At 71.3% G+C, this 22135-nt stretch carries 23 protein-coding genes; 13 read left to right on the forward strand and 10 right to left on the reverse strand.

All coding sequences use genetic code 11. The features are described 5' to 3' along the window. The first annotated feature begins 91 nt into the window (after positions 1-91). A complete protein-coding gene (locus ACIGQF_RS37820; protein WP_399720421.1) occupies positions 92-721 on the forward strand; it encodes an MBL fold metallo-hydrolase in 630 nt (209 codons plus the stop codon). Positions 722-815: 94 nt separating this feature from the next. Further along, positions 816-2546, forward strand: coding sequence for a hypothetical protein (locus ACIGQF_RS37825; protein WP_399720423.1), 1731 nt, complete (start codon positions 816-818; stop codon positions 2544-2546). 59 nt (positions 2547-2605) lie between these two features. Here the strand turns inward: ACIGQF_RS37825 and ACIGQF_RS37830 are convergent, their stop codons facing one another. Then, positions 2606-3919, reverse strand: a complete 1314-nt coding sequence (locus ACIGQF_RS37830; protein ID WP_399720426.1) for a 6-phospho-beta-glucosidase — start codon at positions 3917-3919, stop codon at positions 2606-2608. Between the two features lie 137 nt (positions 3920-4056). On the opposite strand from ACIGQF_RS37830, the gene ACIGQF_RS37835 reads away from it, so the two are divergent. The 4 genes from ACIGQF_RS37835 (at position 4057) to ACIGQF_RS37850 (ending at position 8301) form a co-directional block, all read left to right on the forward strand. Continuing rightward, complete coding sequence (locus tag ACIGQF_RS37835; RefSeq protein WP_399720429.1) at positions 4057-5229, forward strand: carbohydrate kinase family protein; 1173 nt, start codon at positions 4057-4059, stop codon at positions 5227-5229. Positions 5230-5460: 231 nt separating this feature from the next. After that, a complete protein-coding gene (locus ACIGQF_RS37840) occupies positions 5461-6468 on the forward strand; it encodes a PhoH family protein (RefSeq protein ID WP_399720432.1) in 1008 nt (335 codons plus the stop codon). Between the two features lie 11 nt (positions 6469-6479). After that, on the forward strand, positions 6480-6977 hold the full coding sequence (ybeY, locus tag ACIGQF_RS37845) for an rRNA maturation RNase YbeY (protein WP_052869606.1): 498 nt from the start codon (positions 6480-6482) through the stop codon (positions 6975-6977). Between the two features lie 4 nt (positions 6978-6981). Then, positions 6982-8301 (forward strand): hemolysin family protein, encoded by a 1320-nt coding sequence (locus ACIGQF_RS37850; protein ID WP_399720436.1) that lies wholly within the window; start codon positions 6982-6984, stop codon positions 8299-8301. A 192-nt stretch (positions 8302-8493) separates the two neighbouring features. Here ACIGQF_RS37850 and ACIGQF_RS37855 read toward each other — a convergent pair whose 3' ends face one another. Continuing rightward, positions 8494-9948, reverse strand: a complete 1455-nt coding sequence (locus ACIGQF_RS37855; protein WP_399720439.1) for an MFS transporter — start codon at positions 9946-9948, stop codon at positions 8494-8496. A 119-nt stretch (positions 9949-10067) separates the two neighbouring features. On the opposite strand from ACIGQF_RS37855, the gene ACIGQF_RS37860 reads away from it, so the two are divergent. From ACIGQF_RS37860 to ACIGQF_RS37870, 3 genes are all read left to right on the forward strand, one after another. Further along, positions 10068-10937, forward strand: a complete 870-nt coding sequence (locus tag ACIGQF_RS37860; protein ID WP_399720442.1) for a helix-turn-helix transcriptional regulator — start codon at positions 10068-10070, stop codon at positions 10935-10937. A gap of 179 nt (positions 10938-11116) precedes the next feature. Continuing rightward, complete coding sequence (locus ACIGQF_RS37865) at positions 11117-11455, forward strand: cytidine deaminase (RefSeq protein WP_399720445.1); 339 nt, start codon at positions 11117-11119, stop codon at positions 11453-11455. A 117-nt stretch (positions 11456-11572) separates the two neighbouring features. Then, positions 11573-12562 (forward strand): GTPase Era, encoded by a 990-nt coding sequence (locus tag ACIGQF_RS37870; RefSeq protein ID WP_399720448.1) that lies wholly within the window; start codon positions 11573-11575, stop codon positions 12560-12562. Positions 12563-12649: 87 nt separating this feature from the next. On the opposite strand, the gene ACIGQF_RS37875 is transcribed toward ACIGQF_RS37870, so the two are convergent. The 4 genes from ACIGQF_RS37875 to ACIGQF_RS37890 all read right to left on the reverse strand — a co-directional run bounded on the left by ACIGQF_RS37875 (position 12650) and on the right by ACIGQF_RS37890 (position 16754). Further along, the gene (locus ACIGQF_RS37875) at positions 12650-13912 is read right to left on the reverse strand and encodes an MFS transporter (RefSeq protein WP_399720451.1); all 1263 of its coding nucleotides are present in this window, start codon (positions 13910-13912) and stop codon (positions 12650-12652) included. Then, entirely contained in the window at positions 13909-15291 is a 1383-nt protein-coding gene (locus ACIGQF_RS37880) for a GH1 family beta-glucosidase (RefSeq protein WP_399720454.1), read from the reverse strand. The genes ACIGQF_RS37875 and ACIGQF_RS37880 overlap by 4 nt, the downstream gene beginning before the upstream one ends. A gap of 79 nt (positions 15292-15370) precedes the next feature. Beyond that, on the reverse strand, positions 15371-15637 hold the full coding sequence (locus tag ACIGQF_RS37885; protein ID WP_399720457.1) for a protealysin inhibitor emfourin: 267 nt from the start codon (positions 15635-15637) through the stop codon (positions 15371-15373). Positions 15638-15668: 31 nt separating this feature from the next. After that, complete coding sequence (locus ACIGQF_RS37890; RefSeq protein ID WP_399720461.1) at positions 15669-16754, reverse strand: M4 family metallopeptidase; 1086 nt, start codon at positions 16752-16754, stop codon at positions 15669-15671. Positions 16755-17081: 327 nt separating this feature from the next. Between ACIGQF_RS37890 and leuA the strand changes: the two genes are divergently transcribed. Both leuA and ACIGQF_RS37900 read left to right on the forward strand, forming a co-directional pair. Beyond that, the gene (gene leuA, locus ACIGQF_RS37895) at positions 17082-18848 is read left to right on the forward strand and encodes a 2-isopropylmalate synthase (RefSeq protein ID WP_399720463.1); all 1767 of its coding nucleotides are present in this window, start codon (positions 17082-17084) and stop codon (positions 18846-18848) included. A 261-nt stretch (positions 18849-19109) separates the two neighbouring features. Next, the gene (locus ACIGQF_RS37900) at positions 19110-19799 is read left to right on the forward strand and encodes a TerB family tellurite resistance protein (RefSeq protein ID WP_361557760.1); all 690 of its coding nucleotides are present in this window, start codon (positions 19110-19112) and stop codon (positions 19797-19799) included. On the opposite strand, the gene ACIGQF_RS37905 is transcribed toward ACIGQF_RS37900, so the two are convergent. Next, positions 19796-19987: a DUF397 domain-containing protein gene (locus ACIGQF_RS37905; RefSeq protein ID WP_399720466.1), complete on the reverse strand. Its 192-nt coding sequence runs from the start codon at positions 19985-19987 to the stop codon at positions 19796-19798. The two genes, ACIGQF_RS37900 and ACIGQF_RS37905, sit on opposite strands and share 4 nt — an antisense overlap. Then, the gene (locus ACIGQF_RS37910) at positions 19969-20796 is read right to left on the reverse strand and encodes a helix-turn-helix domain-containing protein (protein ID WP_399720469.1); all 828 of its coding nucleotides are present in this window, start codon (positions 20794-20796) and stop codon (positions 19969-19971) included. Before ACIGQF_RS37910 ends, ACIGQF_RS37905 begins: the two co-directional genes overlap by 19 nt. Before the next feature lie 81 nt (positions 20797-20877). Between ACIGQF_RS37910 and ACIGQF_RS37915 the strand changes: the two genes are divergently transcribed. After that, on the forward strand, positions 20878-21171 hold the full coding sequence (locus ACIGQF_RS37915) for a hypothetical protein (protein ID WP_399720471.1): 294 nt from the start codon (positions 20878-20880) through the stop codon (positions 21169-21171). Further along, complete coding sequence (locus ACIGQF_RS37920) at positions 21168-21383, forward strand: hypothetical protein (RefSeq protein WP_399720473.1); 216 nt, start codon at positions 21168-21170, stop codon at positions 21381-21383. Before ACIGQF_RS37915 ends, ACIGQF_RS37920 begins: the two co-directional genes overlap by 4 nt. Positions 21384-21402: 19 nt before the next feature. Here the strand turns inward: ACIGQF_RS37920 and ACIGQF_RS37925 are convergent, their stop codons facing one another. Together ACIGQF_RS37925 and ACIGQF_RS37930 are read right to left on the reverse strand one after the other, a co-directional pair. Next, positions 21403-21816 carry a PIN domain nuclease gene (locus ACIGQF_RS37925; protein WP_399720476.1) on the reverse strand — a complete coding sequence of 138 codons (414 nt, stop codon included), beginning with the start codon at positions 21814-21816 and terminating at the stop codon, positions 21403-21405. Then, positions 21817-22071, reverse strand: coding sequence for a type II toxin-antitoxin system VapB family antitoxin (locus ACIGQF_RS37930; RefSeq protein ID WP_399720479.1), 255 nt, complete (start codon positions 22069-22071; stop codon positions 21817-21819). Positions 22072-22135: the final 64 nt, after the last annotated feature.

Below are 22135 nucleotides of genomic sequence, written 5' to 3' on the forward strand. Positions count from 1 at the left end.
TCGTGACGGAGACGATCGGGATCGAGGACGTGGAGAAGGCGTTCGCGCGGATGCACGAGGGTGACGTTCTCCGCTCGGTGGTGGTGCTCTGATGGCGGCGCGCATCGACCACCTGGTGACGTCGGGGACGTTCTCGCTGGACGGCGGGACCTGGGACGTCGACAACAACGTCTGGATCGTCGGCGATGACGAGGAAGCGGTCGTCATCGACGCGGCGCACGACGCGGACGCGATCCTCGCCGCACTCGGTGGGCGGCGGCTGCGGGCGATCCTCTGCACGCACGCGCACGACGACCACATCGACGCCGCGCCCGCGCTGGCGGCCCGTACCGGCGCGACGATCCATCTCCACCCCGACGACCTGCCGCTGTGGAAGCAGACCTATCCGAGCGGGGCGCCCGACCGGGAGCTGGCGCACGGGCAGGTACTGACCATCGCCGGTACGGACCTCACGGTGCTGCACACGCCGGGACACGCGCCGGGCGCGGTCTGCTTCCACGCGCCCGACCTGGGCGTCGTGTTCAGCGGTGACACGCTCTTCCAGGGCGGGCCGGGCGCGACCGGACGATCATTCTCGGACTTCCCGACCATCGTCGAATCCATCCGCGAACGGCTACTGAGCCTGCCGCCCGAGACGAAGGTGCTGACCGGTCACGGCGACAGCACCACCATCGGGGCCGAGGCACCGCACGTGGAAGAGTGGATCGCGCGGGGCCACTGAGACGGGCCGTACCGGTGTCACTTGCTGCCGGTTTTCGAACCTTTGCGCCGCTATCCCCTGCACTCTGTCAGGCGGGCCGGTTACCGTGCTCGGTATGGCAACCAGCACAGCACCGACCGCGCACGGATACGCATTGCTGATTGCCGCCGATCCGCCGGTACGGCGGGGGGCACTGCCGGCGACCACCGTGTTGCCGCAGCTGGCCGCCGTTCCGCCGGCGCACCTCGTGGGTGCCGCGTACGCCAGTGCCGTGCAGCTGGCCAACCCCGACGACCCGAACACGGTGCTGACCCACATCCGCACCGCGGCCGGCGTCGAGGGCCCGCTGTTCATCTATCTGGCCGGGCACCTCCAGGTGGACGCGCGGCAGGGCAGACCGCACCTGGCGCTGGCCCGCACGGCGCCGCGTACGGTCCGGTACACGGCGCTGCCGTGGCACTGGCTCGCCGCGGAGCTCCAGCACCGGGCGCCGGGCAGCACCACGGTCGTGGCCGACCTGGCGGCGGCGCCGGAGGTCTGGCAGCAACTGGGCGCGGGGCAGCTGCTGCTGAGCGGACCATTCCTGCTGTACGGCACGGTGCAGCGGACCGACAAGCGGAGCCGGCCGCAGCCGGCGTACAGCCAGGCCCTTGCGCAGGCGCTGCGCGCGGCGCATCAACGGCCCGGTACGGAGGAGCTGCACGCCCACGTGGCGCGCACCGCCGCGCTGGACGGGGCGGCGACGCTGTGGCTGGGCGGGGTGCCGGCCGCCGACGGGACGCCGGGCGGGTGGCCTGCGGGTGCGCCTGCGGTCACGCCTGCCGCGGGGTCCGCGCCAGTGGCGCCCGGCGCGCCGGAGGCGTTCGTCCCGGCCGACAACGGGGCGCCGGCGGCTGCCCGGTACGACGCGCCTGTTGCCGGGCACGACGTGCCTGTTGTCGAGTACGGGGCGCCTCGGGCCGAGTACGGCGGGCCGGTGCCGGAGTACGACGCGTCTGTGCTGGAGTACAGCGCGCCGGTGCTGGCGTACGGCGCGGTCGCGCCCGAGCCGGGACCTGCGGCTGCCGCGGCGGCTGCGCCGGAGCCGACGCCGGAGCCGGACGACTACGAGTTGGCCCCCGCGGCCACACCGGCCTCCCCGGCGGTGACGCCTCCCGAGGCGCCCGAGCCGCCCGAGACGGCGTCCTCCGAGACCCCCGAGATGGTGTCCTCCGAGACCCCCGAGGTGCAGCTCTCCAAGGCCCCTGAGGCACAGCGTTCCGAGGTATCCGAGGCGGCGACACCCCCGGCCCCCGAGGAGGTGCGCTCGGAGGCATCGGAGACTCCCGCCGCCACCCCCGTGCCCCTGCCGCCCATGCCCGCGCGGCCGCCGATTCCCGTGGTGGCGGCGATACCCCCGGTGCCGGGTGCGGCGCCCGTCGAGGAGCCGCACCATGCGGTGTTCGCCGCGGCCGCCGCCGGGCGGCACGGCGAGGCCGCCGCGATGGCCGCCGCCTGGGAGCAGGCGGCGCTCCGTAGCCACGGGCCCGTGTCGCCCGAGGCGGTGCACTGGATCGAGGTACAGGCCGAGCTGGCGCGCCAGGCCGAGGAGCCGGTGCGGGCGAGCGGGCTGTGGATGCGGTCCGCGCACGTCCGGCTGGCCGGCGGGCAGAACGCCACGGACCCCGAGGTCACGGCGGCCGTGGACCGCGCCCACCACTGCTGGCACCAGGTCAGCGACCGGGACAGCATCCGGGACCTGGGCGTGGAGCTGGCGAACCTGCGCGGCCGGGTGCCGGGCAAGAGCGGAGCCATCGACGACGTGCAGCGCCGCCTCGCCCAGCTGACCGAGACCGCCAACCGCTAGCGTCCGACCGTCCGACCGTCCGACCGTCCAGCCACGCGGCCGCCCGGTCCGCCCGCCGCTCAGCCAGTGGCCCGCTCCAGGATGCGGGCGGCCACGGCGGGGGAGTCGACCAGCGGGTGCAGCGCGAGGGCCCGTAGCGCCGCCTCGCGGTCCTTGAAGACGGCCGCCTCCACGGTCGCCCGCTCCACCGCCTTCAGCTGGAGCATCAGCCCCAACTGGTCCTCGCGGAGCGGCGCGCACGGCAGCGGGGTGGCGCCGTCCGACCCCACCTCGCACACCGTCTCAATGATCGCCTCGGGGGCGAGCGCCGGAACGGTCGTACCGTTGCGCACGTTCAGGATCAGCCGGGTCCGCCGGTCGTCGGCGATCGCGTGCATCAGCGCCAGCGCCACCCGGTCGTACCCGCCGCCCTCCAGGTCGCAGCTGTCGCGCTGCCAGCCGCCGCCGGCCTCCCGGCTCTCGGCCATGTACGTCTCCTCGCGCTCCAGGCGCGTGCGCTCCCACAGCCCGTACGCGTCCTCCGGACGCTGCGCCGCCGCCTCGAAGAAGCCGCCCTGCTGCCGGTCGAGGAAGGCGCCGCGGGGCTCGTCGCTCTCCGCCACGGAGGCGAGCGTCTCGCGGCGGAAGTAGTAGTAATGCAGGTACTCGTTGGGGAGCGCCCCGAGGGCGTGCAGCCACTCCGCCCCGAAGAGCCGCCCCTCCTCGAACGACCCGAGCGCTTCGGGGTCGGCGAGCAGCCCCGGAAGCAGGTCGCGGCCGTCGCCGGCGGTCAACGAGCGGAGCCAGCCGAGGTGGTTGAGCCCCACGTAGTCGTACCGCACCGCGTCCGGATCGGCGCCCGCCGCGCGTGCGGCGCGCCGCACCAGGCCGACCGGCGAGTCGCAGATGCCGATGACCCGGTCGCCCAGCACCTCCGCCATCGCCTCGGTGACCATGCCCGCCGGGTTGGTGAAGTTGATGATCCAGGCGTCCGGCGCCAGCGCCGCGGCCCGCTCGGCGATCCGCAGCGCCACGGGGATGGTCCGCAGCCCGTAGAGCACGCCGCCGGCGCCCACCGTCTCCTGGCCGAGCACGCCCTCGGAGAGCGGGATCCGCTCGTCGGCGACGCGGCCCGCCGTACCGCCGACGCGGATCGCGGAGAACACGAAGTCCGCGCCGCGCAGGGCGTCGTCGAGGTCCGTGGCGAGCCGTACCTTCACCGGCTTCTCGCGCCCCGCCGCCTGCTGCTCCAGGACGGTCGCGATCACCCGCAGCCGGTCCGCGTCGGTGTCGTACAGCGTCACCTCCGTCACGGCGCGCGTGGGGTCGTCGAGCAGCGCGCGGTGGACCAGCGGTACCCGGAAACCGCCGCCACCGAGAATCGTGAGCCTCATGGGCCGGAACGTACCGCACGCAGGAGCAGGACCGGCCCACCGCACGAACGCGGACGCGAACCCGCCCCGCCGGCGGCCGCGCGGCCCCGTCATCCGGCACACTGGCGTGACGCGCACGGACGAAAGGGGCAGGCAAGGTGAGCGCTCAAGACGGAGAACGGTTCGCTCCCACGAGTCCCGTGCCGACGGTGCTCGACCCGCTCGCCGCCGTCCGTGGACCGCGGGACCCGGCCACGGACGTCTACCTCACGGGCACGGTGTTCCTCGACGTCATCTTCACCGGGCTGGACTCGGCGCCCGTCCGTGGCACCGAGTCCTGGGCGCGCGGCATGGGTTCCAGCCCCGGCGGAGTCGCCAACATGGCGACGGCGCTGGCCCGGCTGGGCCTGCACACCTCGCTGGCGGCGGCCTTCGGGGACGACATGTACGGCGAGTACTGCTGGGACGCGCTGCGCCAGGGCGAGGGCATCGACCTGTCGATGTCGCGGAAGGTGCCCGGATGGCACTCGCCGGTGACCGTATCGATGGCGTACGAGGGCGAGCGCACGATGGTCTCGCACGGGCACGAGGCGCCGCCCCCGGAGTCCGCATTCGACGGCGAGCACGCGCCCGGCTGTCCGCCCCCGTCCCGCGCCTGCGTGGCCTCGCTGGTGCCGGGGCGCCGCGAGGGCTGGCTGGGCTGCGCGGCGGGGCGCGGCGCCCGGATCTTCGCGGACGTGGGCTGGGACGACACCGGACGCTGGGATCCCGCCGACCTCGCCGACCTCGAACACTGCGAGGCGTTCCTGCCGAACGCCGAGGAGGCGATGCGGTACACGCGTACGGACTCGCCGCAGGCCGCCGCCCGGAAGCTCGCCGACCTGGTGCCGGTCGCGGTGGTCACGATGGGCGCGCGGGGCGCCTGCGCGGTGGACGCGCGGACCGGCGAGAGCGCCGAGGTGCCGGCGATCGCGGTGGAGGCGCTGGACCCGACCGGCGCCGGCGACGTCTTCGTGGCGGGCTTCGTGACGGGCACGCTCGCGGGGTGGCCGCTGGCCGACCGGCTGGCGTTCGCGGGGCTGACGGCCGCGCTGTCGGTACAGGAGTTCGGCGGGTCCCTCTCGGCGCCCGGCTGGTCGGAGATCGCCACGTGGTGGCAGCAGGTCCGCGACCACCACACGGACGCGCTGGAGGGCACGGGAAACGGCGACCGCGGCGTCCTCCCGCTGCGGGAGCGGTACGCGTTCCTGGAGGGCGTCCTCCCGGCCGCCTACCGCCAGTGGCCCCTGGCCCGAGCCCTCCCGACGATCGGCTTTCGCCGCACGAAGTAGCCGCGGGCCGGATGCGCGCCGGGCCTCTTGGGTAACCCCTGAGCAAGGGGGCGACGGCCGTTCGATTCGCCCCGAGAGCGAGTCGCCCGCGCCCTCCCCACGGGGCCGTCATCGGGGCGCCGCTAAAAGTTCTCCGTCGATGTCGGTGCCGCGTCGTACCCTGGACGTGCTCAGGAGAGCCGCAGGCATCGCTACGTAGAAATGGGGATCAGCAGGCCACAGAGCCGGCCCATGACGCAGACACCCACCAATCAGCAGGCGCGCGCCCAGTTCACCGTCCCGCCCAAGCACCCCATGGTCACGGTCCTGGGGTCGGGGGACTCGCTGCTGCGCGTGATCGAGAACGCCTTTCCGGCGGTCGACATCCACGTCCGTGGCAACGAGGTCAGCGCGGTCGGAGATCCCGCGGACGTCGCGCTGATCCAGCGCCTGTTCGACGAGATGATGCTGGTGCTCCGCACCGGACAGCCGATGACGGAGGACGCAGTGGAACGCTCGATCGCCATGCTGCGTTCGGCGGAGGACGGCGAGGGCGGGACGAGCGAGACCCCGGCAGAGGTGCTCACGCAGAACATCCTCTCCAACCGGGGCCGTACGATCCGCCCGAAGACGCTGAACCAGAAGCGGTACGTCGACGCCATCGACAAGCACACCGTCGTCTTCGGCATCGGCCCCGCCGGTACGGGCAAGACCTACCTCGCCATGGCCAAGGCGGTGCAGGCCCTGCAGTCCAAGCAGGTCAACCGCATCATCCTGACCCGGCCCGCGGTCGAGGCGGGCGAGCGCCTGGGCTTCCTGCCCGGCACGCTCTACGAGAAGATCGACCCGTATCTGCGCCCGCTCTACGACGCGCTGCACGACATGCTCGACCCCGACTCCATCCCGCGCCTGATGGCCGCCGGGACGATCGAGGTCGCGCCGCTGGCGTACATGCGCGGCCGGACGCTGAACGACGCGTTCATCATCCTCGACGAGGCGCAGAACACGAACCCCGAGCAGATGAAGATGTTCCTCACCCGGCTCGGCTTCGATTCGAAGATCGTGATCACGGGTGACGTGACGCAGATCGACCTGCCCGGCGGGACGAAGAGCGGCCTGCGCCAGGTCCAGGAGATCCTGGACGGCGTCGATGACGTCCATTTCTCGCGCCTCACCAGCACCGACGTCGTCCGGCACAAGCTCGTGGGCCGTATTGTCGACGCGTACGAGCAGTACGACAGCCGCAACGGAAAGCACTGAGCAGAGCAACGATGGCAATCGACGTCAACAATGAGTCCGGTACGGACATCGACGAGCAGGCGGTCCTCGACGTCGCCCGCTACGCCCTCGCCCGGATGCGTATCCACCCGTTGTCCGAGCTGTCGGTGATCGTGGTCGACGCCGAGGCCATGGAGCAGCTCCACATCCAGTGGATGGACCTCCCGGGCCCGACCGACGTGATGTCCTTCCCGATGGACGAGCTGCGGCCGCCGGCCAAGGACGAGGAGGAGCCCCCGCAGGGGCTCCTCGGCGACATCGTCCTCTGCCCCGAGGTCGCCAAGAAGCAGGGCGAGGACGCGCCGACCGGGCACTCCATGGACGAGGAGCTGCAGCTGCTCACCGTCCACGGCGTCCTCCACCTCCTCGGGTACGACCACGAGGAGCCGGACGAGAAGGCCGAGATGTTCGGCCTCCAGGCGGCGATCGTCGACGGCTGGCGAGCCGAGCGCGGCATCGAGGGCCCGTCCCCGGCGCCCACGACCCGGTGACGCGGTGTCCGCCCAATTGATCGCCGTCGCGGTCCTCCTGGTCGTGGTCGCGTGGCTCGCCGCCTGTGCGGAGGCGGGCCTCGCCCGTACGACCAGCTTCCGCGCCGACGAGGCCGTACGGTCGAGCCGGCGCGGCGCCACGAAGCTTGCCGCTGTTGCCGCGGATCCGACGCGCTACCTCAATGTGGCGTTGCTGGTGCGGGTCGGCTGCGAGATGGCTGCCGCCGTGGTCGTCACGTATGCGTGTGTGCAGCACTTCGAGGAAACGTGGGAGGCGCTGACCGTCGCCATCGCGGTGATGGTGCTCGTCTCGTACGTCGCGGTCGGGGTCTCGCCGCGTACGATCGGCCGCCAGCATCCGCTGAACACCGCGACGGCCGCCGCGTACGTCCTGCTGCCGCTCGCCCGGATCATGGGACCGATCCCGCAACTGCTGATCCTGCTGGGTAACGCGCTCACCCCGGGCAAGGGCTTCCGCAAGGGCCCCTTCGCCTCGGAGGCCGAGCTGCGCGCCATGGTCGACCTCGCGGAGCAGGAATCGCTGATCGAGGACGACGAGCGCCGCATGGTGCACTCCGTCTTCCAGCTCGGCGACACCCTCGTGCGCGAGGTGATGGTGCCGCGTACGGACCTGGTGTCCGTCGAGCGCTTCAAGACGATCCGCCAGGCGCTCACGCTGGCGTTGCGCTCCGGCTTCTCGCGCATCCCCGTGACGGGCGAGAGCGAGGACGACGTCGTGGGTGTCGTCTACGTCAAGGACCTCGCCCGCAAGGTGCACATCAGCCGCGACGCGGAGACGGAGCTGGTGTCGACGGCGATGCGGCCCGCGGTGTTCGTGCCGGACACGAAGAACGCGGGTGACCTGCTGCGTGAGATGCAGCGCGACCGCAATCATGTTGCGGTCGTCATCGACGAGTACGGGGGCACGGCCGGGATCGTCACGATCGAGGACATTCTCGAAGAGATCGTCGGCGAGATCACGGATGAGTACGACCGGGAACTGCCACCGGTGCAGGAGCTGGGCGACGGCCGGTACCGGGTCACCGCCCGCCTGGACATCGGCGACCTCGGCGAGCTGTACGGCCTGGAGCTGGACGACGAGGACGTGGAAACGGTCGGCGGGCTGCTGGCGAAGCGGCTGGGACGCGTACCGATCGCCGGCGCGCAGGCGGAGGTGGATCTGACGGAGGGTGCCGTTGATCCTGCGCTCAAGGCGCTTCGGCTTACGGCGGAGTCGCCGGCGGGGCGGCGGAACAAGATCGTTACGGTGCTCGTCGAACCGGTTGGCGCGGGGGCGCCTGGCGCGCCGGGGGACGCGGAGTAACGACCCGTACGTTGCCGGGTGCCGCGCCGTTTCGCCTGCGGCGGGCCGGTCCGCTGCGCGGGGCTTGGCGTTACGGGGTCGGGCCTCCGCGGCAGGGGGTCCGGACTGCTTCGCTTTACGTCCGGACCCCCTACCGCTACGACCCGCCCCCTCCCGTCGGTGGGTGGTGAAAAGACGGCATGTCCCTCCGGGTCATACCGTGCGGGTGCGCCTGCGGAGCCCGAAGGTGACCAGGACGGCGACTGTCAGCACGATGGCCGCGTCGGCCGCCAGGCCCAGTCGGACTCCGCTGAGGGTCGCTCCGGCGAAGTCGGCCCCGTGCGCCTGCTCCGAAGTCACGCGTGCGGAGGTCAGGGCGCTCAGCAGGGGGATGCCTACCGTCATGCCGATTTGCTGGGCGCTGGTTACCAGGCCTGTGGCCAGGCCCTGCTCCTCGTTGCGGAGGCCTGAGGTGGCCGTGACTCCGTAGGAGACGATTACCCAGAGGTGGCCCAGGGAGGCCAAGGTGACGCCTGCCATGGCGAGCCAAGCTGAGGCTGCGCCCGTGCCCAGGCCCAGGAGGGAGGCCGTCAGGGCTGCCTGGACGAGTAGACCGCTCAGGAGCGTGCGGCGGGCGCCGACGCGGGCGATCAGGCGAGGGGCGATGATGCCGGCCAACGCGGAGACTACGCCCTGGACGCCGAAGATCAGGCCGGTGCGGAACGGTGAGAGGTGCAGGACCTCCTGGAGGTAGAGGGTCAGGAGGAAGACGACGGTGCTCATCATCGAGACCGTGGTGAGGCCCGCCAGGTTGCCGAACGCGACCGTCGGGCGGCGGAGCATGGGCAGGGAGACCAGCGGTTCGGGGGAGCGGGCCTCGATGAGGACGAAGGCGATGAGGAGCGCGAAGCCCGCTACGAGAGTGATCAGGACATCCGCGTGGGCGAAGCCGTTTGTCGCGGCTGTGGAGAGGGCGTAGATCAGGGCCAGGAGGCCGCCGGTGACGGTGACCGCGCCCGGTACGTCGATCCGGGGGCGGTCCGGGCGGCGGCTCTCGGTCAGGAGCGTGGGCGCGAGGGCGAGGATGCCCGCGCCGGCCACGGCCAGCAGGCCCATCGTCGAGCGCCAGCCGAAGGAGTCGGTGAGGACGCCGCCGAGGACCATGCCGACGGTGAAGCCCAGGGACAGCAGGGTGCCGCTGATGCCCAGGGCGCGTTCGCGCTGCGGGCCTTCGGCGAAGGTGGTGGTGAGCAGGGCCATGCCGGTCGGCACGATGACGGCAGCCCCGACGCCCTGCAGTGCGCGCCCGGCGAGGAACACGGCGGGCGACCAGGCCACGGTGGCCAGGACGGAGGCCGCGGCGAAGAGCCCGAGGCCGGTGAGGAACAGCCGGCGGCGGCCGTAGAGGTCGGCGATCCGGCCGGAGAGCAGGAGGAAGCCGCCGGACGGCAGGGCGAAGGCGGTGACCGCCCACTGGAGGTCGGCCTGGCCCATGCCGAGGTCCCTGCCCAGCACCGGGAGCGCGACGTTCAGGATCGAGAAGTCCAGGGCGACGATGAACTGCGCGGCGCAGAGGATGAGGAGGATGAGCCGGTCCCGGCCGGACATACCGGTGGGGGGAGCGGACATGGCCGCGGGGGACGGCGGGGCGATGGTCTCGGTTGGCATGGACCGAGCCTCGCCGTACGGAATAACCCGTGGGGAGCGGCGACTTATCGTGGTGTTCGCACCACCAGCCAGGGACCAGGGGGAATGGCGTGTCGGAGCCCGGTACGAGTGTGCGTGCCATGCGGGAGGACAAACCGCGGCGGCGCGAGGAGCTGCGTGCGTTCCTTCGGGCGCGCCGGGAGCGGGTGAGCCCGGCCGAGGCGGGGCTGCCCGACGGCGGGCGGCGCCGCACGCCGGGGCTGCGCCGCGAGGAGGTCGCGGTGCTCGCCGGGGTCGGCGCCTCCTGGTACCAGTGGCTGGAGCAGGGCCGCGACATCAGCGTCTCGCCGCAGGTGCTGGACGCGGTGGCGCGGGTGCTGAAGCTGCGCGACGCCGAACGGCGCCATCTGTACGTACTGGCCGGGCTGAACCCGCCGCTCCCGCGCTCCGAGTACGACGGCGATCCGATCTGCGAGGGGCTCCAGCGGATGATCGACGCGTGGCTGCCGTTCCCGGCGCACATCATGGACCCGTACTGGAACACCGTCGCGTACAACGAGGCGTCGCGGCTGGTCATGGGCCACGGACAGCCGGGCGTCCCGCCGAACTGCGTGATCGCCTACTTCACGGACCCGGTGTACCGGTCACGTGCCAAGAGCTGGGAGCGCATCGCGCCCCAGGTGGTCGCCCAGTACCGCGCGGCCTGCTCGGAACGCCCTGGCGACGAGGGCTTCGCGGAGGTCGTGAGGGAGGCGTCGGCGGCCAGCGAGGACTTCGCCCGCCTGTGGGCCCAACAGGATGTCACCGTCGGCGGCCAGCTCCCGAAGGAAATGGAACACCCCCTGGTGGGCACCCTCCGTTTCGAGTCCACACAGCTACGCGTGCCGTCCCGGCAAGACCTGACCGTGGTCATGCACAACGCCCAGCCCGATGAGGAGACAGAGGCAAAGCTCCTCCGCCTCCTCTCCCCGGAGGGACGCCGCGGCGGAATGTACTCAGTGGCCGGCTGACGCACGCACCTGTCGTTGTCTTTTCCACCCGCCCCCGTAACGCCAAGCCCCGCGCAGCGGACCGGCCCGCCGCAGGCGAAACGGTGCCGCACCCGGCAGTGTTCAGGTCCCCCCGCGGCAGCGAACCGTGCCGCACCCGGCAAATCACCGGCGCCCCGCGCACCGGTAGGGTCGGCCACATGAGCGAAAGCGAAGACCGCAAGATCGTCACCCTCGCCCGTTCGGCCCGTGCCAGGAACGGTGTCGCCGAGGGTGCCGCCGTGCGGGACGAGACCGGACGTACGTACGTCGCGGGCACCGTGGCCCTGGACTCCCTGAAGCTGTCCGCCCTGCAGACGGCCGTCGCGATGGCCGTCGCCAGCGGTGCGCAGTCCCTGGAGGCCGCCGCCGTGGTCACCGAGGCGGCGACCGTCGCCGACGCGGACCGGGCCGCCGTCCGGGACCTGGGCGGCGCGCAGACGCCCGTGCTGGTCGCAGGCCCCGACGGCGCGGTGCGCGAGACCGTCAAGGCGGGCTGACCACCGCGGCCCGCCAGGACCACCGGCCCGGCCGACCGGCCGCCCGTGGTGACCACCGGACCGGTCCGACCGGCCCGGTGGTCGGTGGCATGCCCGCGATCGGGGAGAATGGGCGCCATGAGCGTTCGTACAGACTCCTCCGCCCCGTACCGCGCCGGCTTCGCGTGCTTCGTCGGCCGCCCGAACGCGGGCAAGTCGACCCTGACGAACGCTCTCGTCGGTACGAAGGTGGCCATCACCTCCAACCGGCCGCAGACCACCCGGCACACCGTCCGCGGCATCGTGCACCGCCCGGACGCGCAGCTCGTCCTCGTCGACACCCCGGGGCTGCACAAGCCGCGCACGCTGCTGGGCGAGCGGCTGAACGACGTCGTGCGGACCACCTGGGCCGAGGTCGACGTGATCGGGTTCTGTCTGCCCGCCGACCAGAAGATCGGTCCTGGCGACCGGTTCATCGCCGGTGAGCTGGCGGAGGTCAAGAAGACGCCGAAGGTCGCCATCGTGACCAAGAGCGACCTCGTGGACTCCAAGACGCTCGCGGAGCAGCTGCTCGCCATCGACAAGCTCGGGCACGAGCTCGGGATCGAGTGGGCCGAGATCATTCCGGTGTCGGCGGTGGCATCGGAAGGGGCGGAGCGAAGCTCCTCCGGCAAGGGCGGTGGTGGGCGAGGGGCCGGCCAGGTGGGGCTGCTGGCCGATCTGCTGGTGCCGATGCTGCCCGAGAGCCCGCCGCTGTACCCGGAGGGCGACCTCACCGACGAGCCCGAGCAGGTCATGGTCGCGGAGCTGATCCGCGAGGCCGCGCTCGAAGGCGTACGGGACGAGCTGCCGCACTCCATCGCGGTCGTCGTCGAGGAGATGCTGCCGCGCGAGGACCGGCCCGCCGACAAGCCGCTGCTCGACATCCACGCCTTCGTCTACATCGAGCGGCCCAGCCAGAAGGGCATCATCATCGGCCCCAAGGGCAAGCGCCTGAAGGAGGTCGGGATGAAGTCGCGCAAGCACATCGAGGCGCTGCTCGGTACCCCGGTCTATCTGGACCTGCACGTGAAGGTCGCCAAGGACTGGCAGCGGGACCCGAAGCAGCTGCGCAAGCTCGGCTTCTGAGGACGGGGAGCACGCCGCACCTCTGAAGGAGCCCGTCTCGCCACGAGACGAGTCACCCACTGAGGCGCGTCACCCCACCAGGACACGTCACGCCACGCCCCGGATGCGGCGTACGAAGAGCGCGCCCGCCAGACCGACCGCCGCGGCCGTCAGATACAGCGCGGGGTAGCCGCCCAGGTGGCGGACCACCGGGGCCGCCAGCGCCGGGGCGATCACCTGGGGCAGCGAATTGGCGATGTTGATGATGCCCAGGTCCTTGCCGCGGTCGGCGGCGGCCGGCAGGACGTCCGTCATGAGGGCGAAGTCGACCGAGGTGAACACGCCGAAGCCGATGCCCAGCGTCGCGGCGGCGACCAGCGCCCCGGGCCAGGTCTGCCAGCAGGCGAGCAGCACGGTCGCCACCGTCATCAGCACCCCGGCCCACAACACGAACGGCTTGCGGCGGCCCACGCGGTCCGACCAGTGACCGGCCACCACGACCGTGGCCAGCAGCAGGGCGCCGTTGACCGCGGTCAGGAGCAGGACGCCGCTCTCCGGGTCCGGGTGGTGCAGCGCGTCGCGCAGGTAGTACAGCAGGTAGAGCAGGACCAGTGAGTTGCCGAGGTTGATCAGGAAGCGGGTCAGCCAGGCCCAGGCCAGGTCCGGGTGGCGGCGCGGGCCGAGCCGGAAGCCGTGCAGGAAGTCGCGCCATACGAAGGGCGGGCGGCGGTCGGCCGGCAGTACCGGGTCGCGGTGGAGCAGGACGTACGGGAGCGGCGCGAGCAGCGTGAAGGCGGCGCAGGCGAGATAGCCCGCGGCGATGCCGCCGGCCGCGGTGGCGAGCCCGGTACCGGCGAGGATGCCGAGGATCTGGGCGACGCCCAGCCAGCCGCCGACCGCGCCGCGCTGCCGGCGCGGCACCCGGTCCGGCACCGCGGCGGTGAGGGCGGCGAACGCGGCGCTCAGCGCGAGCTGCACCAGGCACCAGCCCAGCAGCATGACGGGCCAGGTTGCGGCCGCCGACAGCAGGAGCAGGCCGCCCGCGCCCCCGGCGACGCCACCCACGATCCAGGGCCGCCGGCGGCCGAAGCGGGACGCCGTACGGTCCGAGACCGCGCCGAAGACGGGCGTGGCGGCCAGTGCGACGGCGGCGCCCGCGCCCGTCACCCAGGCCAGTACGGATTCCTTGGCGGTGCCCGGCGGCGCCAGCTCGGCGGCCTGGAGCGCCAGGAGGATCTGCAGCGGGCCGAACCAGCCGACCCACAGCGCCCCGTTGGCGAGGGAGAGGGCGCCGGTCCAGCCGCCGCCGACCCGTTCGGCGGGCTCGGCCAGGGCGTCCGCAGCCGCCGCCGGGCCCGCCGCCGGTCTCACCGCTGGGCCCGCAGCGCGTCCCGCAGCCAGTGGAAGGACGCCTTCGGGGTGCGGGTCAGGGTGGCGTAGTCGACGTGGACCAGGCCGAAGCGCTGCGCGTAGCCCTCGGCCCATTCGAAGTTGTCCAGGAGTGACCAGACGAAGTAGCCCCGGACATCCACCCCGGCCGTCATCGCCTCGTGCAGCGCCCGCAGGTGGCCGTCGAGGAAGGCGATCCGTTCGTGGTCCTCGATGCCGTCGTACGAGCAGCCGTTCTCGGTGATGACGACGGGCGGCAGGGCGGCGGCGTAGCGGTCGTGGAAGGTGGTGAGCAGCTCGGTCAGCGCCTCGGGGACGACCGGCCAGCCGAAGGCGGTACGGGGCCGGTCCGTGATCTCGCGGTGCGCGAAGGGCAGCTCGGGCGGCAGCGGGATGCCGCCGAGGTCGGTGGTGGGGGCCGCTGGGTCGGGCGCTCCCACGCGCGTCGGCTGGTAGTAGTTGATGCCGTACCAGTCCAGGGGCTGGGAGATGACCTTCAGGTCCTCCGCCACCGAGCCCGGGAGCAGTGCGGCCAGCTCCTCGTCGGGGTAGTGGCCGAGCAGCAGGGGGTCGGCGAAGAGGCGGTTGAGGAGGAGGTCGTAGAGGTCTGCCGCGTCCCGGTCGGCCTGTGCCTCCGAGGCGGGCCAGGTCGGGCCGTGGGAATTGGCGATGCCGACGCTGTCGGCGCCGCGGGCCCGGAGCGCCTGGAGCGCGAGGCCGTGCCCGAGGAGCTGGTGGTGGGCCGCGGGCAGCGCGTCGAAGAGCAGCTTCCTGCCCGGCGCGTGCACGCCCAGGCCGTAGCCGAGGAGGGTGACCTCGGCCGGTTCGTTCAGCGTGATCCAGCGCGGTACGCGGTCGCCGAGGCGGGCCGCGACCACGTCCGCGTACGCGGCGAAGGCGTGCGCCGTGTCCCGTACGAGCCAGCCGCCCGCCTCCTCCAGCGGCTGCGGGGTGTCCCAGTGGTAGAGGGTCGGGAGCGGCTGCACCCCGGCGGCCAGCAGCTCGTCGACCAGCCGGTCGTAGAAGTCCAGGCCCGCCGCGTTGACCCGGCCCGTGCCGCCCGGGAGGACGCGGGGCCAGGAGACCGAGAAGCGGTAGGCGCCGGCGCCGAGGTCCGCGAGCAGGCCGACGTCCTCGCGGTAGCGGTGGTAGTGGCCGGTGGCGACGGCGGAGTCGGAGCCGTCCTTCACCCGGCCCGGCACGGCCGTGAACGCGTCCCAGGACGAGCGGCCGCGCCCGTCCTCGTCCACCGCGCCCTCGATCTGCTGCGCCGAGGTGGACACGCCCCACAGGAAGTCGGCGGGGAAGCGGGGGAGGGGGAGGGAGCCGGGCGACGGGTGGCGCGGGGGCGGCGGCGTCATGGGCGGGATCTTCTTGACCCTTCAGTAACGTGTCAAGGGCGCGGGCGGAGCCGCCGGCCCGCACCCCTGGCACGCGTCGTCACGCGCCTTCCTTCAGCACCCGGGTGATCAGCTTGCGCTGGGGATCGGTCAGCCGGGGATCGGCGCAGTACACCGTCCGGTCGTCGACCGTGATCTGGTACGCGAAGCCGTCCGGCACTCCCACCGGCGGCTCACTGCGGCCCTCGGCCAGGGCCCGCTCGGCCAGGTCGTCCCACTGCGTTGCGTCGGCCCGGCCGGCGGTGTCGATCTCGGCGTACTTCTCGATGCCGGCGAAGCCGCCGGTGCGCCTCACACGAATCCGCATGACGGCAGCCTTCTCCTCAGGACGCCCCGGGTCAATGACCCCGGCTGTTGGTGACGCCCACCTGCGACCAGGCCTTGACCAGCGCCTCGTGCTCCGCACCCTGGTCGCCGTAGCGCGCCTTGGCCGCGTCGATCGTCAACTTGGCGAAATCCGTGAACTGGGCGTCCTTCGCGAGCTCGCCGCCGGTCAGCACGTCGTACCAGATCCGGCCCGCGCGCTCCCAGGCGTTGCCGCCGAGCGACATCGCCGTGAGGTAGAAGGCGTGGTTGGGGATGCCGGAGTTGATGTGCACACCGCCGTTGTCCTGCGAGGTCTCCACGTACCCGTCCATCGTGGCGGGCTGCGGGTCCTTGCCGAGGACGTCGTCGTCGTACGCGGTGCCCGGCGCCTTCATCGAGCGCAGCGCCTTCCCTTTGTCGACCTCCGGGCCGAGCAGCCCGTCGCCGATGAGCCAGTCCGCCTGCTCGGCGGTCTGCTTGAGGGAGTACTGCTTGATCAGCGAGCCGAAGACGTCCGAGACCGACTCGTTCAGCGCGCCGGACTGGCCGAGGTACTCCAGGTTGGCGGTGTACTGCGTGACGCCGTGGGTCAGCTCGTGGCCGATCACGTCCAGGGAGGTGGTGAAGTCCAGGAACAGCTCGCCGTCGCCGTCCCCGAAGACCATCCGCTCGCCGTCCCAGAAGGCGTTGTTGTACTCCTTGCCGTAATGGACCGTGGCGTCCAGCGGCAGTCCGGCACCGTCGATGGAGTGCCGCTCGTACCCCTTGAAGAACAGCTCGAACGTGGCGCCGAGGCCCGCGAAGGCGCGGTTCACCGAGGAGTCGGAACCGGCCTCGTCGGACTCGCCGCGCACCTTCTTGCCGGGCAGCGTCTCCCGGCCTTCCGCGTCGTAGATCGTGCGCTGCGGCTTGTCGCTGCCGGACCGGGCTTCGGCCGGCGCCGCCATGCCGCGGACGGTGGTGAGGCGGCGGCGGGTGCGCTGGAGGGCGTCGTGCTCCAGGGTCCGGCGGGCACGGCCGGCGATCGTGGAGTTCTCCAGGCGGGAGAGGTGATCGAGGAGGTGCGGGGGGACGATCCCGCAGAAGGGATGGCTGGTGTTCGAGGAAGTGGCGTCCATGCGGCGAGCGTGACACTCCGTGTGAGCTGTGTCACTCCCCACTGCCGAGATTCCCTGGAATGTGTGCTTGGTCGCTAAACGGCCACAACGGATCTTCAGTCCCGCATACTGATACGGGACGTCCATTCGCCTTGGGTCTCGGCTAAGGTGCTGAGCATCATGCGTTTCGGGCTGCTTCTCCTTAGCTGCCGCGGCGAGGGCCTGTAGTCGTAGGCCGACCCCCTCCCCGCGGAGTTCGGTGTTGCGGTTTGCCAGCCCGTCGGCCTCCCCCTAGCTCTTCGAGCAGGGGGGTCCCCATAGAGCGGACTTAGAGGAGCCCTGCGCATCATGTCGAAGCCCGAGAACGCCATCGGTCGCCCGACCCCCATCACCGCCGCTGCCATCCAGCAGAAGCCGTCCGGCATGCCGGTGCACAAGTACGGCCGCTACGAAGCGGTGGACATTCCTGACCGCACGTGGCCGGACCAGCGCATCACCAAGGCTCCGCGCTGGCTGTCGACCGACCTGCGTGACGGCAACCAGGCACTGATCGACCCCATGTCGCCCGCCCGCAAGCGCGAGATGTTCGACCTGCTGGTCAAGATGGGCTACAAGGAGATCGAGGTCGGCTTCCCCTCCTCCGGCGAGACCGACTTCAACTTCGTACGCTCCATCATCGAAGAGGGCGCGATCCCCGAGGACGTGACGATCTCCGTCCTGACGCAGGCCCGCGAAGAGCTGATCGAGAAGACCGTCGAGTCGCTGCGCGGCGCCCACCGCGCGACGGTGCACCTGTACAACGCCACGGCGCCCACCTTCCGCCGGGTCGTCTTCCGCGGCTCCAAGGAAGAGGTCAAGCAGATCGCCGTGGACGGCACGCGGCTGGTCATGGAGTACGCCGAGAAGATCCTGGGCGACGAGACGATCTTCGGCTACCAGTACAGCCCCGAGATCTTCACCGACACCGAGCTGGACTTCGCCCTGGAGGTCTGCGAGGCGGTCATGGACGTCTGGCAGCCCGAGGAGGGCCGCGAGATCATCCTGAACCTGCCCGCCACGGTCGAGCGCTCCACGCCCTCCACCCATGCGGACCGCTTCGAGTGGATGTCCCGCAAGCTGTCCCGCCGTGAGTACGTCTGCCTGTCGACCCACCCGCACAACGACCGCGGCACCGCCGTCGCCGCCGCCGAGCTGGCCGTGATGGCCGGCGCCGACCGCGTCGAGGGCTGCCTGTTCGGCCAGGGCGAGCGCACCGGCAACGTCGACCTGGTCACCCTGGGCATGAACCTGTTCTCGCAGGGTGTCGACCCGATGATCGACTTCTCTCAGATCGACGAGATCCGCCGTACGTCCGAGTACTGCAACCAGATGGAGATCCACCCGCGCCACCCCTACGCGGGCGATCTGGTCTACACCGCCTTCTCCGGCTCCCACCAGGACGCCATCAAGAAGGGCTTCGACGCGCGGGAGGCCGAAGCGGCCGCCGCGGGCAAGAGCGTGGACGAGTTCGAGTGGGCGGTCCCGTACCTGCCCATCGACCCCATGGACGTCGGCCGCTCCTACGAGGCCGTCATCCGCGTCAACTCCCAGTCCGGCAAGGGCGGCATCTCCTACGTCCTGAAGAACGACCACAAGCTGGACCTGCCCCGCCGCATGCAGATCGAGTTCTCCCGGACCATCCAGGAGAAGACCGACTCCGAGGGCGGCGAGGTCACCCCGGCGGCCATCTGGTCCACCTTCCAGGACGAGTACCTGCCCACCCCGGACAACGCCTGGGGCCGCATCTCGCTGCGCTCCGCGCAGACCTCCACGACGACCGAGGGCACCGACGCGCTGACCGTCGAGGCGGTCGTCGACGGCCAGGACACGGTGCTGACCGGTACCGGCAACGGCCCGCTGGCCGCGTTCTTCGACGCGCTGCACGCCATCGACGTCGACGTCCGGCTGCTGGACTACGTCGAGCACACGATGAGCGAGGGCGCCGGCGCCCAGGCCGCCGCGTACATCGAGTGCGCGATCGGCGACAAGGTCCTGTGGGGCGTAGGCATCGACGCGAACATCGTCCGCGCCTCGATCAAGGCCGTCGTCTCCGCCGTCAACCGCGCGAGCCGCTGACGCCCGTACGGGTGTGTCCGGTAAACCCGCTGGCCGGGTCCCGGACCGTACCGCCGGGCCGGATTTCCGGCCCTCGATGAGGCCGCGCAGAAGGCCCCGCCCCTCGGATGGACGAGGGGCGGAGCCTTCCGCATCTCCCCGTACGACATGCTGACGCGGTGGACTTCATGTGGCTAACATCACGTCAGCGCGGCAGTGTTGCCGTGTGGGCACCGCCTGTGCCCGCCATGGGCTACGGGGGCGTTACGGAGGTTCGACGTGATGCACAAGCTGGGTCTGGTGGGCGTGCGCACGTCGTGGCGCACGATCGCCGACGGCGAGTTCTTCTGTACCGAGTGCGGTGGTGATCGCAACTACCGCCGCCGCACGGGCAAGCGCCGGCTGACCCTGCTCGGACTCCCCGTCCTCCCGCGCGGCGAGGCCGGTCCCGTACTCGAATGTTCCTCCTGCGGCGGCCACTTCGGCCTCGACGCCCTGGACCACCCGACCACCACCCGCTTCTCCGCGATGCTCCGCGACGCCGTGCACACGGTGGCGCTCGCGGTCCTGGCAGCCGGCGGCACGGCCGCGCGCCCGGTCCGCGAACAGGCCGTCTCGGTGGTACGCGCCTCCGGCTTCACCGAGTGCACGGAGGACCAGCTGCTCTCCCTGCTGGCCGCGCTGGCCGCGGACACGGGCCGGCTCCCCGGCACGTACCACGACGGCCGCGACGGGCTCGATCCCTGCGGGACCGCGCTGGCCATAGAGCTCCACGAAGCGCTGGAGCCGCTCGCCCCGCATCTTGCCCCTGCGGGGCGGGAATCCCTGCTGCTGCAGGGCGCGCGCATCGCCCTCGCGGACGGCCCCTACACGGCCCCGGAACGCGAGGTCCTGACGACGGTCGGCACGGCGCTGTTCCTTGACGAGGCCGACACGGAGCGGCTCCTCGCCGCGGCGCGTACGCCGTCTTAGGGCTTGAGGGTTGCGATGAACCGTGTCCACGCGTCGGCGGAGAAGATGACGGCGGGACCGTCGGGGCTCTTGCTGTCCCGGACAGCTTGCATGTCGACGAGGTCGGCGGTCTCGACGCAGTTGTCGCCGACACCGCCGCTGTAACTGCTCTTGCGCCATTCCACGGCACTCAGGTCCTGTACGCGCATTGTCTCCAGCCCTCCGCTGCCGTATCGATCAGGTGCAGGGACGCCTCCGGCGACAGAGCCAGGGCCCTGAGGTGATCGTAGACCTCTCGCGAGCGTGTGACCGTGGCCGGATCGTCCAGCAGTTCACCCGAAAACTGGCCTTCCGTATAGGCAGTTGGCGGCGCGTCCTCGAACTCCATGAGCCGCAGCGGCCGCACGGCCGCAGGCGTCCCGGCCGCGTACGGGATCACCTGCACCACGATCCGCCGCTCGTGCGCGAAGCGCGCCACGTGGTCCAGCTGATCCGCCATGGTGTCCGGCCCGCCGACCGGGCTGCGGAGGGCAGCCTCGTGCAGGATGACCCAGTACGAGGGCGACGTCGCATGCTTGAAGATGTGGGAGCGGTCCATTCGGGCCGACACCATCTCCTCGACGAATTTGTCGGGCTTGAGTGGGGTCGCGGCAACGACGAGTGCCCGTGTGTACCCGGGCGTCTGGAGCAGCCCCGGCACGACCATCGGATCGTATTCGCAGATCTTGGTGGCGTGCTGCTCCAGCTCCACTACCGGCGCGAAATAGTGAATGACGCTGGGGTGGTGAATCAACTTTTCGCACAGCCTAGCGAAAAAGCCGCCCGTCTCCAGAGCCTCATCGATACGTTCGGCGACGTCCAGCTGCGGCTTCCGAAAAGCCTGTTCGAACTGGCCGATGTAGCCGCCTGACACGAAGACCCGAGCCCCCAGCTCCTGCTGCGTGAAGCCGGCCGCCTCCCGCCGTCGTTTCAGCTCCGCGCCGAAGAATTCCCACGCGGCCTGACGTGGTTTGGCCATGGCCTAACCCCTTCTCCCTGCCGCGCAGTTGTAGTGCGCGCACGGCTGCAGATTTTAGATCTGCACCCCCATCCTGGGGATGTGAACAGTGAAAATCTCCCGGAGGAAAAGAACGTGACGGGAAAGTGGGGCCGGCGGTCGGCGGCGGAAAGTATCGAGGACGCGGAGGCGGCGGTGCGGGAATTGCGGGAAGCGTTCGCGCGGGTCGGTGTCGTGCTCCCTTCTCTCCGTCTCGACCTCATTTCGTGCGCGTACGAAACCCCTCGACCGCTGGTCGAATTCGGACGCTGCACGGTCGGAACGGCACGGAAAGTGATCGCCGTGCTGCGGGAGCACGAGCAATGGCACGAGAAGAAAGCGAGCGAAGAGCGATGAGCGCCGCGGTGGGTTCGTACGTCGTGGACACCCGGACGGGCAGAGTGGGACTGGTGATGGGGAGCGAGGGGCCGTACCTCCAGCTGCGCCCGGTGGGCGGCGGGCGGGAGTGGGACTGCGATCCCGAGGCGGTACGGGACGCCACCTCGCAGGAGCGGCTGAGCGCGGCCACGGCGTACGTGAACGCCCGCAGCCGCGGCGAGGTGGGCTGAGAGGAAGCCGGAAGGCGCCTCAGGTCTCCAGATCGATGATCCGGACCGGCTGACCCGTGGCGCGGGCGATGGTGTCGAAGCCGCGGTCGTAGTGGAGCAGGGTGAGGTCCGACTGCTCGGCGACCGCGGCCACCAGGAGATCGATGGGGCCGGCGCTGCGGTGCTCGCCCTTGGCGGTGAGTTCTTCCTGTACGACGCGCGCGCGTCGGTAGATGCCGTCCGGGAGCGGGCACCAGGTGAAGTACGCGTCGAGGCGCTTCTTCACCTGCGCGCGGTCCTTGGCGGAACGGGCTGAGTACAGCACTTCCAGCTCGGTGAGATCGCAGATCGCGACCAGGCCGGCGCCGATCTTCGCGTCCCACTCGGGTGCGGTCCTGCCGAGGAGGACGCGGGCCAGTGCGGAGGTGTCGATCAGATAGTCGGCGAAGGGCACTCATGCACTCCGGTGCGATTCGGTTGCCTGATCGCCCCGCACGCCCCGGTACTTGCTCTTGTCCAAGAGGATGTCCATGTCCAAGGCGCCTTCGGCGACGAGTCGGCGCGACTCTTCGAGCGCACGCAACCGCCGGTAACGGTTGGTCACTTCTCGCAACGCTGTGTTGATCGTGTCGCGCTTCGTGGTCGTCCCGAGCTCCTTCGCGGCGGCCTCCAGCGCCTCGTCGTCGAGGTCGATGACAGTGCGGCTCATGGCTGCTGCTCCTTCGGGTCGGCGGACGGGGCGTATATATGATGCTGCTCTCCAGTATATATCG

The sequence above is a fragment of the Streptomyces sp. NPDC053560 genome, assembly GCF_044544605.1.
Lineage (GTDB): Bacteria > Actinomycetota > Actinomycetes > Streptomycetales > Streptomycetaceae > Streptomyces.